Below are 12,416 nucleotides of genomic sequence, written 5' to 3'. Positions count from 1 at the left end.
CTCAGAACCAGTCCGCCCGCATGTCGAGGGTGGTCCGGTCCCGGCGGTCCAACAGGTCGAACTGCGGCCCGGTACGGGGCAACTCGACAGTGAAGAAGTAGCGTGCGGCCTGCCGCTTGCCGGCGTGGAACGCGTCGCCGGCACCCGCTGGCGGCAGCGCCAGCACCTGCTCCAGCCACATCCACGCGATCACCACGTGCCCGACCGCCTCCAGGTAGGCACTGGCGTTGGCCAACGCGAGCACCGGGTCACCGTCGGCCCAGAGTCGACCGGTGACGGCGGTTACGCGGTCCACCGCAGCGGCCAGCCGGTCCGCCAGATCAGCCTCCTCGCCCCCGGCCTGCCGGGCCCGCTCGATCGTGCCCTCGATCGTTTGAGTGAGGAGGGCAAGACCAGCGCCGCCCTGCATGGTCATCTTGCGCCCCAGCAGATCCAGCGCCTGGATGCCGTGGGTGCCCTCGTGGATCGGGTTGAGCCGGTTGTCTCGGTAGTGCTGCTCCACGTCGTGATCGCGGGTGTAGCCGGCACCCCCGAGCACCTGGATCGCCAGGTCGTTGGCGGCGAGGCACCACTGCGACGGCCAGCTCTTCGTGATCGGGGTGAGCACGTCCAGCAGCAGATGCGCCCGCTCACGGTCCGCGTCGGCGGGGGCGGTCTTCTGCTCGTCGAGCAGTCGCGCGCAGTAGAGCACCAGCGCCAACGCCCCCTCCACGTAGCTCTTCTGTGCCAGCAGCATCCGTCGTACGTCGGGGTGGTCGATGATCGGCACCTGTGCCGCCGCCGGGTCCTTCGCACCGACCGGCCGGCCCTGCGGCCTCTCCCTTGCGTAGGCCAGGCTCTTGAGATAGCCGGTGTAGCCCAGCGCGGTGGCGCCGGCCCCGACCCCGATCCGGGCTTCGTTCATCATGTGGAACATCTGTGCCAGACCCTGGTGCGGTGCGCCGACCAGGTGGCCGACCGCACCGGCGCGGCCGCCCGGGGTGTGCCCGCCGTCGCCGAAGCTGAGCAGGGTGTTGGTGGTGCCCCGGAAGCCCATCTTGTGGTTGAGCCCGGCCAAGACCACGTCGTTGCGGTCGCCGAGCGACCCGTCCGTGCCGACCAGCACCTTGGGCACGATGAACAGCGAGATCCCCTTCACCCCGGGCGGCCCGCCGGGGATCCGCGCCAGCACGAGGTGGACGATGTTCTCGGCCAACTCGTGATCGCCACCGGAGATCCACATCTTGGTGCCGAAGAGCCGGTACGTGCCGTCCGCCTGGGGCTCGGCGCGGGTGGTGATGTCGGCCAGTGAACTGCCGGCGTGGGGCTCGGACAGGCACATCGTGCCGAAGAACCGGCCGTCCAGCATGGGCCGGACGTACGTGTCCACCTGTTCGGCGCTGCCGTGCGCCAGCAGCAGGTTGGCGTTGCCCAGGGTGAGGAACGGGTACGCCGAGGTGGCCACGTTGGCTGCCTGGAACCAGGTGAAGCACGCCGCCGCGACCGCGTGCGGCAGTTGCAGGCCACCGACTGTGGCGTCCAGCCCGGCGGTGAGCAGGCCCGTCTCGGCGAAGCTGTCCAGCGCCGCACGGACCTGCGGGATCAGTCGCACCCGCTGCCCGTCGAAGGTGGGTTCGGCGAGGTCGGCGGCACGATTGTGCGGGGCGAACTGCTCGGTGGCCACCCGTTCGGCGAGGTCCAGGGCGTCCTCGAAGGTCTCCCGGGAGTGCTCGGCGTAGCGGGGACGCTCGACGAGTTGGCTCACCCGAAGCCAGTCGTGCAGCAGGAAGTCGAGGTCGCGGCGGGAGAGCAGGGTGGACGGCACGGCACTCCTCAGCGGGCACGGGGGTGGGTCGGGCCAGGACGACGGCCCGGGGTCGCCACGGCCCATTCCAGCAGTCGCTGGAACCGGAGGGCAACCTGAACGAGGGAGGAGACTTGTCGCCGGTTCGCACCGGCTTTGCACCGGATTGGGTGCGAAAACCCGGTGGAGAAGCCGAGGCCCGGTTGGGGAAGATCAGGGTGTGTCCGTTCCCGCTCGTCAGATCCGTGCCCGCCACTCGACCGACACGATCACCGTTTACCAGGCGTACCCACCGGAGGTCGCGCTGCCGGCGGTGGCCGCCGGTCGCTTCGTGGCTCCCTTCAAACGCGACCGGATGACCTGGATCAAGCCGTCCTTCCTCTGGATGATGTATCGCTGCGGCTGGGCCACCAAGCCCGGGCAGGAGCGCGTGCTGTCCATCGACATATCGCGGGAGGGCTTCGAGTGGGCGCTGGAGCGAGCCTGCCTGAGTCACTACGACCAAGACGTGCACGGCGACAGGGCGACGTGGTCGCGGCAGCTGAGGGCCAGCCCGGTACGGGTGCAGTGGGATCCAGAACGGACACTGCAACTGAACGCGCTGCCGTACCGGTCGTTGCAGGTCGGATTGTCCGGCGAAGCTGTCGCCCGGTACGTCGACGACTGGTTGGTCGCCGTCACGGACATCACCCCCACCGTCCACCGCATGCGGGAACTCTTGCGGGCCAACGACGTGCGAGCGGCGACAGACCTCCTACCTGTCGAACGGACCTACCCACTGCCGGCTCAGATCGCGGCCCGCCTCGACGCCAGCCCCTGAACCAACGATCCGACCGCGGGCGCCGAGGGGCGCGACCCTGGTCTCTGACGGGCCGGGTTGCGGAACTTGTCACACCGGCCGGCTAGCGTCGTTGCCCGTGAGCGCACCCGGAGACGTTGCACCCGAGATCCTCGACCGGCTGCGGCCGATCTGTCTCGGGCTGCCGGAGACCTACGAGGAGCCCGCCTGGGTGGGCACCCGCTGGCGGATCCGCAAGCGGACCATCGCGCACGTGCTCACCGTCGACCCCGATCGCCAGCCGGTGCACGCACGGGCCGCCGCACTCGACCAGCCCGCCTGCCTGCTGACCTTCCGGTCGCCACTCGACGAGATCGCCGGCCTCCTCGCCACGGGGCGCCCCTTCTACAAACCGGACTGGAGTCCGAACGTGATGGGCCTGGTCCTGGACGAGGACACCGACTGGGAGGAGGTGGGTGAGTTGCTCACCGAGAGCTACTGCGTCATGGCCCCGAAGCGGCTCGCCGCCCTGCTCGGCCCTCCGGCACCACCGATCGGCTGAGCGCTGGCGGCGCCCGGCGAACGTCGGTTCACCCGGTGGCTCGCCGTGCGTACACCTCGATCTCGATCTTCATGCGAGGGTCGGCGAGGCCGCGCACGAGCATCGTGGCGGCTGGCCGGATCTCGCCGAAGGCGCGACGCAGGGCCGGCCAGCAGGGCTCGAAGTCGGCCCTGTCCGGCAGCAGATAGCGCACCCGAATCACATCCCTGGCCCGGGCTGTGAGCGCAGCCGGCAGCCGGCGGTGACCGTCGGTCACCTCCGTCAGGGCGGATGCGGTAGTGAGCGATATACCTCAGAGTCATATTCATACCTCTGAGGTATATCGCTCACCAGCACATCGACAGGGCAGGCAGCCAATACGGATGGCGAGCGTCCTTCGCTGCGCTCGCAGCCCCGTCTTGAGTGAGGACTTACTCCTCTAGGTGACGGGCCCTGGCTTCTGCACCGCCGTCGGGCTGTCGTAGGTCGGCGTTAGCGTCCCTGCCATGGCAAATTTCGTGCTGGTGGCGGGTGCGTGGCTGGGGTCGTGGGCATGGGACGAGGTGGTGCCGCCACTGCGGTCGGCCGGCCACGGCACCCACCCGCTGACCCTCTCCGGCCTCGCCGACAAGCGGGGCGTTCCCGCTGGGCAGCAGACCCACGTGCAGGACATTGTCGGCGAGATCGAATGCCGCGACCTGCGCGACGTGGTGCTGGTCGGGCACAGCTACGCGGGCATCCCGGTGGGTCAGGCCGCCGAGCGGATCGGCGACCGGTTGACCAGGGTGGTCTTCGTCGACTCGGAGGTGCCGGTCGACGGCGAGTCGTTCGCGTCCGGGTGGTGGCAGGGCCAGGCGGCGTTCGCGGCGATGATTGCCGACGACGGTTCCTGGCCGCCGCTCGGTGCGGCCGACCTCGACGGTCAGGGTCTCACAGACGAGCAGGTCGCCCGCCTGATCGACGGCTCGACCCCGCACCCGGGTGCCACGCTGACCGAGCCTGCCGTGTCGACCCGCCCACTGGGTGAGCTTCCAGCGACGTACATCAAATGCCTGCTCGATGGGCCTGAGCCCAACAACACGGTGGCCAAGCTGCTGGCCAGCGAGCACTGGCGACTGATCACGATGGACACCGGCCACTGGCCGATGTTCTCGCAGCCCACCGAGCTGGCCCGGCTGCTGTTGTCGGAAGCCGCCTGACCTTCGGCGGGTAGGCGTCGGCGCGGCGGTGCTTGTCGCGGACTGGTCAGGAGACCGGTTCGTCGAGGGTCCTGATGTGGCGCACTGGCGACGCGAGCAACCAGAGCACGGCGAGCACGCCACCCAGGCCGGCGATGACCAGGGTCGGCCGCAGCCCGAGGGTGGTGCCCAACGCACCACCGACCAGCGCGCCGAGCGGTCGGATCCCGTAGTTGACGGCGCTGTAGGCGCCAGCCCGCCGTCCTCGCGCGTCGTCGGGTGTCACGGCGGTGATGAGGGCGTTCAGGTTGATGTCCATCAGCATCACCCCGAGGCTGGAGACCAGCTCGATGGCCGCCAGCATGGCCACCTTCGTCCAGGTGGATCCGGACACCAGCGCGGTCAGCGCCAGCGGCGCGGGAAAGAGCACCACGCCGATCATGGCGGTACGGCCCAGCCCGATGGCGCGCGAGATCCGTGGAGCGAGTGCCGCGCCGGCGAGCCCGCCGAGTGCTCCGAATCCGAAGGCGACGCCGATCGCGCCGGCCGACAGCTCGAGTTTGCGGCTGGCGTAGAGCACCAGCAGGGCAGTCGAGATGAAGGTGAAGAAGTTGACCGTGCTGGTGCAGCCGAGCGCGGCACGCAGCACCGGGTGCCGCAGCACCAGCACGAGCCCCTCGCGGACCAGGCCGAGGGTGGACGTCCGGCGCGGCGGTGGAGGTAACTCGGTCACCGGAATGCGACCGAGCAGCAGCGCGGAGCCGAGGAAGGACACCGCGTCGACGACGATCGCGACAGGTGCGCTGAGCGCTTGGACGAGTCCGCCGCCGACGGCGGGGCCGGCGAGAAACGAGAGGGAGCGACTCAGGCTCAGTTTGCTGTTCGCGTCCACGTACGCCGATCGTGGCACCAGGGCCACGAAGAACGCCTGATGCCCCAGGGCGAACAGCACCGCCCCGGCGCCGGTGAGCAGTGCCACCAGGTAGAGCTGGGTGAGGGTGATCGCGTCGAACAGGTAGGCCACCGGCAGGCTGAGCAGCACCGCGGCGCGGATCAGGTCCGCGATGATCAGGAGCCGCCGCTTGTGGGTGCGCTGGTCCACCCAGGCACCCAGAAAGAGGCCCAGCAGGTTGGGCAGCCAGATCAACGCGGTGAGGACGCTGACCTGCACGGGTGTCGCGGCGAGCAGGGTGACGGCGATCAACGGCAGGGCCAGCTCACTGATCCGATCACCGAACTGGGAGATCGTCTCGCCGATCCAGAAGGTGCGGAACCGCCGGTCGCGATGCAGGGCCGGCGGGGGCACGGTGTCGGTGGCGGTCACGACTCGGCCGGGTCGTCGCCGGGTTCGGGCAGGAGGTAGCGCAGCATTCGGACGGCCTGCGCTCCGGACGGTGGGGCGTCGTCCTCCTTGCGCCGCACGTACGGGGCGAGCAACTCCTCGATCGCGACCTCCAACTGCCGCAGCTCCTCGGGAGTGGCCAGGAACTGGGTGTCGGCCACCCCGGCCAGCCCGCGCCACTGCGCGTCGAGCCGAGGCTCGTCGTGCAGCAGCCACTGTTGCGGCGCCTCGGCGACTCGGGCGAACATCTCGCCACGCAGCTGACGGCCCGCGGCCTGCCCCTCGGCATCGTCGGGCAACTCGAAGCGGAAGCCCCGGGCGGCCGCCTGCCACCAGCGCTCGCGCTTGCTGGCAGTGCCCTCGGCGTCGGTGACCAGGCCGAACGTGGCGAGGTGCCGCAGGTGCCAGCTGACGACCGACGGTGTGGCGCCCACGTGCGGCGAGAGACCAGTGGCGGTAGCCGGGCCGTGCCGCTGAAGGCGGTCGAGGATGGCCAGCCGGACCGGGTGGGCCAACGCCCGCAGCGCCTGCGGCTCGGTGATCTCGAAATCCCCGTACGGATTCTTGAGAGACATGTTTCGAAAGTAGTCTCTCAGATCGCGTCAGGCAACCCTGGACCGCGCTGAGGCGCTGCGCTGATCAGGCGATACCCAACCGAGCCAACGGCTCGACCAGCTCACGCTCCTCATAGCTGAGGTGCGACAGCAGGGCGTCGGTCAACAGGTCCACCGCTGCCCGCAACTCGGCGAGGCCGCCCGGAGAACCGACGTACGCGACCAGGGCCCGATCGACGCCTTCCAGCACGTCATGGATGACGTGGTGTTCCTGCTCCAGCCGGTCGACGACCGGACCAAGTCGAGGGTCACGCGCCCGCAGCCGGGGGAAGAACGACTGGTCCTCGATCGTGTGGTGGGTGGTGACGATGCGACAGTACGACTCGCAGTAGACGCCCAGCGTCCACCGGTTCTGCCGCATGGTCATCGTGTTGATGTGGGACCGAGCCGCCCCCGCGTCGATCTCGCCCGCCGCGACCTGCTCGATCAGATCGTGAATCTGGGCCAGCTCGGCGCGCAGGCCGTCGTGAATCTGCACCAGGTGCGCACCGGTGGCCTGCTCGTGCGGGGTGTAGATGCGGTTCGGATCGGGCACCGGCCCGGTGGGCCGGGTCGACTCGTCCCAGACCTGCTGGTCGCTGCGCCGCACGCCATCGTCGGGGGTCGGCACCACGGCGAAGGCACCGCCAGTCACGGTCGCGCGGCTCGGCCGTACCAGCGGCGTAGCCGCCGGCTCCGGCTCCGCCGCCGGCTCACGCTCCGGCTCCGGCGCACGCTCCGGCTCCGCGCCGCGGGCGCGCTCGGCCGCGACCAGCTCCCGCACTGCGGGGGCCACCTCCCCGGCGAACCGGCGCAGGTCGTCGGGGTCGTCGCTGGCCAGGATGAAGGCGCTGATGCCCTCGCCCAGCGCCAGCTCAGCCAGCTCCTGCACCCACTGCTCGGCCGGCCCGTTGAGAGCGCCACGCCCAGCAGCCGAGAACGTGCCGGCGACGTTGAGCAGCCGGCGCACGTCCTGTGGGGCTCGGCCGGCCTGCTGCGCCGCGTCGTCGATGATCGCGTTGCCCTTGGCCAGGTCACCCGGCTGGAGATAGCCCAGCGAGGGCAGCCAGCCATCGGCCCGGCGACCGGTCAGCTGGAGCATTCGAGGCTTGTACGCGCCCAACCAGATCGGCACCGCGTGTGCCGGAGCCGGCCCGCGCTTGGCGCCCCACACCCGGTAGAACTCGCCGTCGACCCGCACCCCGCCGCGCGCCTCGGCGTCCCAGAGCTGACGGATGACCTCGATGGCCTCCTCCAGCGCTCGTACGCCCTGCCCGGGGGTCAACCGCCGGCCACCCATCGCCTCGATGGCCTCCCAGAACGCTCCCGCACCGAGGCCGAGGCTGACCCGGCCACCACTGAGCAGGTCCAGGCTGGCCACGCTGCGGGCGAGCACCGCCGGTGGGCGCAGGGGCAGGTTCGTCACGTTCGCCGCCACGTGCACGTGGCTCGTCCGGGCCGCGACGAAGCTCAGCAACGTCCAGGTGTCGAGGAATGCCGGCTGGTACGGGTGGTCCTGGAAGGTGACCAGGTCCAGCCCGACCTGCTCGGCGAGGACGGCGACGCCGACCGTGCGGTCGGGATTGCCACCGCTGGGGGTGACGAACGATCCGAAGACCAGGTCATGGCCGTAGTCACTCACCTGCGAGCCTCCCGCTTCACGCGACGCCTCGGACGATGCGTCATGGCCTAAACCTTATGTCATACAGAACATCTTCTGCCAACAAGGTCTGAGTCGCTGCGCTATTGTCGAGGAATGACGGGTGCCACTCACCGGCCGGACCGGCCCGATCCGCTCGACGACGACCTGGGCTGGATGCTCGGGATCGTCTTTCGTGGCTACGTCCGGGCGGCAGAGCACGCGCTCGCCGACTTCCCCGGCGGTCCGCGCGGCTACCAGGTGCTCACCGCAGCGGTCAACCGGCCGGCCCGAAACCAGGGTGCGATCGCCGAGGAGCTTGGCATCGACCGCACCGTCCTCACGTACCTGATCGACGACCTGGAACGGCCCGGGTTCGTCGCCCGCCGGGCGGACCCGGCCGACCGGCGCAACCGGTTGGTCGACGTCACCGACGTCGGCCGCGCCGCCTGGGAGCAACGGCGCCTGGCGCTGCGGCACGTCGAGTCACACCTGTTGGGGACGCTCGCGCCGCCGGAGTCCGCGACGCTGCGGGCGCTGCTCCAGCGGGTCGCCTGCTCGGCCCAGGCGGCGGACCCGCTGCGTGACCTCTGCGAGGTGGTGGCGCAGGTGCAACCCTCGGGGCGGGCACCGACGGCGCCCGCCCCGAGCCGGACCGGCGCCGCAGCCGTCCGTGGCGGGTCCACCGCCACGCCCCGAGCCCGCCGCCGCAGCAGCACCGACTGACCCCCGGTGACGGCCACAACACGTGTGCAACGCGACGCGGGCCCGCCCCGCTCCGCCCGACGCCGTACGTCGAGTGGAGCTGGACGGACCCGCTGTGCCGCTACCGCGCCAAATCAGCGCACGTGCACGAAGACGGGGTTCGAGTAGAACCACAGGTCGTCCCACGGGCTCTCCAGCCCGTCGGCGAGCGGCTCGGCCTCGTCGGTGCTGGTGCCCCGCACCCGCGCGTAGGTGTCGGCCTCGACATTGCGCAGGGTGTGCCGAATGACGTAGTCCTCGCCCTGCCGACGCCAGTCACGCGGGCCGAACCGGGCCACCACCTTGGTGGTGGGGTTGGTGTCGGCGTCCAGATTGGCGCTCGGGCCGGTGATCTGGCCGACGATGAGGTCGACCCGGCGGACCTCGGGACGGTCACCGTTGCCGTTCACACCGCCCAACGGACGGAACTTGATCTCGATCTCGACATCGGTACGGCTGCGACGGCTGACCGTGACAGTTTCGCCCACCGCGGCGGTCTTGCCCTGGGACTTGGCGGTGACGTCGAGGTTGCGGATCAGGTCACCGGTGGTGACGAAGATCCGACCGTTGCGCAGGCCGTCCATGATGTCGCCGTAGTCCTGGCGCGCGTGCACGTACGTCTTGCTGTACTCGCCCGGCCAGAAGTCGGAGCCGCCACGGGTCCAGTGCACGTGCGAGTCCGAGGTCGCGGTGATCCACCAACGCCGGCCCTCGCCGAGCAGCGAATCCCACAGCCCGCCGACCCGAGCGGTCATCTGGTCGAAGCCGCCGTAGGTGGGGTGGTTGCCGTACCCACCCCGCGCGCCACCGTTGAGCGGGCCGGCCTGGTGGCCGGGGGCACCCTCGAAGCCGATGTAGACGTCCGGCGCCGCGTTGTTGCCGTTGCGGAACTCGCGCGGAGTGTCCTGGCCGTAGACACCGAGGCCGGGCGCCGAGCGCGACGCGTGGTGGGCGATCACCAGCGGCTTGTGCGGCATGCCCCGGGCGACCTTGAGGAACTCCACCATCTTGGCCTCGGTGTCCCGAGCCGGGTCGGTGGGGAATGCGTCGTACTTGGCGAACCGGCTCTCCAGCTCGAAGAGCTGCTTCGCCTCGTCGTCGTGACGCGGGATCATCAACGTGTGGTGGTCCAGCGACGGCGCGTCGAACTCCATGCCCCAGAACTGCAGCACCTCGGGGACCAGCTTGCGCGAACGCAGCAGGTCGGGGTACGCCTGCTCGATGTTCACCTTGGAGTGGGTGGGTCCACCATGGTCGGTGCACATCGCCCAGGTCAGACCGAAGTTCTTCGCCATGATGGCGTTGGTGACGATCGGGTAGACCGCGTCCGCACCCTTGTGGAAGACGATCGGCGACTTCGTGGTGTCGAACTCGCCACTGTACTCGGAGTGGACGTGGTGGTCACCAGCGCGCCACACGCGGTTCTTGGAGTTGCCCCGGTCGCTCTTGTCGTCACCCGGCCGACGGTCCTCATCGGCCCACGCCGCGCTGGCGCCGACCAGCGGGCTGGCTGCGGCCAGCGTCGCGCCGACGCCCGCGTACTTGACCAGCTTGCGCCGCGACAGCTGCGCGCGCTCGGTCTCTTCGGGTTGCATGTCTCTCACGTGAGAGCCTCTCCTCGATCAAGCGAATGCTCTTTCGATCAAGGAGCCTTGAAGAAGGTGGTGAACACGCGTGGTACGAGGCGCGTGCCCACGATGAACAACCCGCCCCGTCCGGCCAAAGGACCTGTGCGGTTCAGCAGCGGGTCACGCATCGACCCCGTGCAGTGCCCGATCGGACCTGACCCGGCCGGCCCGGGTCAGGGCACCGGCCGGGTGTCGCGGGCCGTCCGGGCGGCCGACGGGTCGGCCGGTGCGGTGACCACCGGCGGTGCGACATCGATCGCGGGCAGCCCAGCGCGGCCGGCGACCGGGAGGACCAGCTCGCTGCGGCCCACGTCGACCTGAACTGTGGCGTCCCGGTCGTCGGTCTCGGTGAACTCCGGGTCGCTCTGGCCGAGCACCAGGCCGAGCACGTGCCCGGCGGGCAGCACCGCGTCGTACGCGTTCAGCGGCACGGTCACCGTGTACCAGCGATCGGCCAGCAGCGGGGCGCTGAAGCGCAGCGACCGGTGGTGTGCGGCGTCGAGCCAGCCCCGGGTCAGCACCGCGTGGTCGGAAACCTCGGTGATCTCCTCGGTGTCCCGGTAGCAGGCGTCGTCGACGTCCGTGGACGCTCCCCAGCAGGACTCGGTGTCCAACGTCCGCACCCCTTCCGAGCTGCCGTACCGGATTCGCTCCGCGACGCCGTAGTCGACAAGCCGGGCGGTGAGCTCGGTGGTGGGCCGATCCACCCGGACCCGCAGCCGCACCGAAGGGCTGCCGGATATCCGCAGTGCAGTGCTCAGCGCACCGGAGAGGAAGACCAGGCGGCCGGACGTCGCTGTGCTCGGCTCGGCAACCAACTCGGCCTCGGTCAGTGACTCGTCGACGTACGCCCGCTCCTGGCCCGGCCGCGCGCCGCGACCACCGAGGGTGCCGGTCACGCCGTCGCCGACGCCGAGGGCGATCCGGACGTCCCGGGTGCCGGCGGCGGGCCAGTCCCGCTGTGTCGTCCACCTGCCCGGATCGGTCTCCAGGTCGACCCGCGGCTCGTCCATCACCCCGTTGCGCAGACCTTGCAACCAGTAGTCGAACCAGCGGTGCAGGGCGGCTACCCACTCGGCGCGCCGAACGTCGAACGGGTCCTCGTGGCCGGCCTGGTAGAGCCAGAGCTTGCGGGGCACGCCCTGGTCGGCCAACTCCTGCCACCAGCGGGCGAACTGGTTGGTCGTGACGTTCAGGTCGTTGACGCCGTGCGCCACGAACACGCTGGCCCGGACCCGGTCGGCCGAGGGCCGGTAGTCGCGAGACGCCCAGAACCTGTTGTAGTCGCCGGTCTCCTCGGCGCTGTCCGCGCGCAGCCGGGCCAGCACGTCGGCGCAGGCCTCGTCAGTGCGGCCATTGACGTACGAGTGCAGATAACCGGGGTAGTCGGCGGAGCGAAGGACACCCTGGTAACGCATGTAGTCGTACCAGCTGGAGATCGCTGAGATCGGCACGATCGTGGCCAACCCCGGCACCCCGGTGGCGGCGACCCCGTTGGCGACCGAGCCATCCCACGACTTGCCGATCATGCCGACCTGTCCGGTGCTCCAGGCTGCGCTCACCGGCCGGCCGTCAGCGGTGAACGCAGGAGCCCGCCCGTTGAGCCAGTCGATCACCGCTTTGGCGCTGCCCACCTCGGCCGGGCCGCCGACGTCCTCGCATCCGGTCGAGCGGGCGGTGCCGGCGAGGTCCACGGCGGCGAAGGCGTACCCGCGCGGGACGAAGTAGTTGTCGTAGAAGAGCGGCGCCTTGGCGATGACGCCGGTCGCGTCGTACGTCTTGAGCTCGCTCTCGTTGCCCCGACCGCAGCAGAGGTAGTAGGGCGAGGCGTCCATGATGACCGGCACACGGACCCCGGTGGCGGCGACCTCCCGTGGCCGGACGATGTCTACGGCCACCCGGTCTCGTACGCCGTCGCCATCGCTGTCGGCGCGGGTCTGGACCCAGACGCTCTCCCGGATCGCGTTGGCGTAGGAGTAGGCAGGGACCGTGTGGTCGCCCACGACGTGCGGCGGAACCGGGCGATGTCGTTCTGCCGACTCGGCCTGAGGCGGAGACCCTGTCGCGGGAGACGCGGCCACCGGGGTTGCGGGTAGTGCCGCCAGCAGCAGGCCGACCAGGAGGCTGGCGACCTGTGCGCGGGTGTCGGCGGACGACGGAGCAGAGGTCATCGTTGTCCTCCCAGGGCGC

11 protein-coding genes are annotated in these 12,416 nt (G+C 70.3%); 4 read left to right on the top strand and 7 right to left on the bottom strand.

What is annotated here, in order from left to right; genetic code table 11:
* Window position 1 precedes the first annotated feature (1 nt).
* Window positions 2-1,804: an acyl-CoA dehydrogenase gene (locus ACLQ28_RS17760; RefSeq protein ID WP_425687379.1), complete on the bottom strand. Its 1,803-nt coding sequence runs from the start codon at window positions 1,802-1,804 to the stop codon at window positions 2-4.
* 199 nt (window positions 1,805-2,003) lie between these two features.
* Between ACLQ28_RS17760 and ACLQ28_RS17755 the strand changes: the two genes are divergently transcribed.
* On the top strand, window positions 2,004-2,603 hold the full coding sequence (locus ACLQ28_RS17755; protein WP_425687378.1) for a DUF4291 domain-containing protein: 600 nt from the start codon (window positions 2,004-2,006) through the stop codon (window positions 2,601-2,603).
* 97 nt (window positions 2,604-2,700) lie between these two features.
* A complete protein-coding gene (locus ACLQ28_RS17750; RefSeq protein WP_425687377.1) occupies window positions 2,701-3,123 on the top strand; it encodes an MmcQ/YjbR family DNA-binding protein in 423 nt (140 codons plus the stop codon).
* Window positions 3,124-3,151: 28 nt separating this feature from the next.
* Here the strand turns inward: ACLQ28_RS17750 and ACLQ28_RS17745 are convergent, their stop codons facing one another.
* Entirely contained in the window at window positions 3,152-3,379 is a 228-nt protein-coding gene (locus tag ACLQ28_RS17745; protein WP_425687376.1) for a hypothetical protein, read from the bottom strand.
* Window positions 3,380-3,608: 229 nt separating this feature from the next.
* Here ACLQ28_RS17745 and ACLQ28_RS17740 point away from each other — a divergent pair, with 229 nt between their 5' ends.
* Window positions 3,609-4,301, top strand: coding sequence for an alpha/beta fold hydrolase (locus ACLQ28_RS17740; RefSeq protein WP_425687375.1), 693 nt, complete (start codon window positions 3,609-3,611; stop codon window positions 4,299-4,301).
* A gap of 46 nt (window positions 4,302-4,347) precedes the next feature.
* Here the strand turns inward: ACLQ28_RS17740 and ACLQ28_RS17735 are convergent, their stop codons facing one another.
* The 3 genes from ACLQ28_RS17735 to ACLQ28_RS17725 form a co-directional block, all read right to left on the bottom strand.
* The gene (locus ACLQ28_RS17735) at window positions 4,348-5,604 is read right to left on the bottom strand and encodes an MFS transporter (protein WP_425687374.1); all 1,257 of its coding nucleotides are present in this window, start codon (window positions 5,602-5,604) and stop codon (window positions 4,348-4,350) included.
* Window positions 5,601-6,197, bottom strand: a complete 597-nt coding sequence (locus ACLQ28_RS17730) for an ArsR/SmtB family transcription factor (protein WP_425687373.1) — start codon at window positions 6,195-6,197, stop codon at window positions 5,601-5,603. The genes ACLQ28_RS17735 and ACLQ28_RS17730 overlap by 4 nt, the downstream gene beginning before the upstream one ends.
* Window positions 6,198-6,261: 64 nt before the next feature.
* Window positions 6,262-7,857, bottom strand: a complete 1,596-nt coding sequence (locus ACLQ28_RS17725) for an LLM class flavin-dependent oxidoreductase (protein ID WP_425687372.1) — start codon at window positions 7,855-7,857, stop codon at window positions 6,262-6,264.
* A 114-nt stretch (window positions 7,858-7,971) separates the two neighbouring features.
* Here ACLQ28_RS17725 and ACLQ28_RS17720 point away from each other — a divergent pair, with 114 nt between their 5' ends.
* Window positions 7,972-8,580 carry a MarR family winged helix-turn-helix transcriptional regulator gene (locus ACLQ28_RS17720; RefSeq protein WP_425687371.1) on the top strand — a complete coding sequence of 203 codons (609 nt, stop codon included), beginning with the start codon at window positions 7,972-7,974 and terminating at the stop codon, window positions 8,578-8,580.
* Between the two features lie 113 nt (window positions 8,581-8,693).
* On the opposite strand, the gene ACLQ28_RS17715 is transcribed toward ACLQ28_RS17720, so the two are convergent.
* Together ACLQ28_RS17715 and ACLQ28_RS17710 are read right to left on the bottom strand one after the other, a co-directional pair.
* On the bottom strand, window positions 8,694-10,193 hold the full coding sequence (locus tag ACLQ28_RS17715) for a phosphoesterase (protein WP_425687370.1): 1,500 nt from the start codon (window positions 10,191-10,193) through the stop codon (window positions 8,694-8,696).
* A gap of 206 nt (window positions 10,194-10,399) precedes the next feature.
* Window positions 10,400-12,397 carry a Xaa-Pro dipeptidyl-peptidase gene (locus ACLQ28_RS17710; RefSeq protein WP_425687369.1) on the bottom strand — a complete coding sequence of 666 codons (1,998 nt, stop codon included), beginning with the start codon at window positions 12,395-12,397 and terminating at the stop codon, window positions 10,400-10,402.
* Window positions 12,398-12,416 lie beyond the last annotated feature (19 nt).

The sequence above is a fragment of the Micromonospora sp. DT201 genome, from assembly GCF_049841575.1.
Taxonomy (GTDB): domain Bacteria; phylum Actinomycetota; class Actinomycetes; order Mycobacteriales; family Micromonosporaceae; genus Micromonospora.
The sequence above is the reverse complement of the archived record's forward strand: the minus strand, read 5'-3'. Positions and strand labels throughout refer to the sequence as shown.

What these genes read in the sequence shown, in the direction of transcription:
- ACLQ28_RS17720 (WP_425687371.1), top strand. Translation starts at nt 7,972, where the DNA reads ATGACGGGTGCCACTCACCGGCCGGACCGGCCCGATCCGCTCGACGAC.
- ACLQ28_RS17710 (WP_425687369.1), bottom strand. Translation starts at nt 12,397, where the DNA reads ATGACCTCTGCTCCGTCGTCCGCCGACACCCGCGCACAGGTCGCCAGC.
- ACLQ28_RS17730 (WP_425687373.1), bottom strand. Translation starts at nt 6,197, where the DNA reads ATGTCTCTCAAGAATCCGTACGGGGATTTCGAGATCACCGAGCCGCAG.
- ACLQ28_RS17715 (WP_425687370.1), bottom strand. Translation starts at nt 10,193, where the DNA reads ATGCAACCCGAAGAGACCGAGCGCGCGCAGCTGTCGCGGCGCAAGCTG.
- ACLQ28_RS17740 (WP_425687375.1), top strand. Translation starts at nt 3,609, where the DNA reads ATGGCAAATTTCGTGCTGGTGGCGGGTGCGTGGCTGGGGTCGTGGGCA.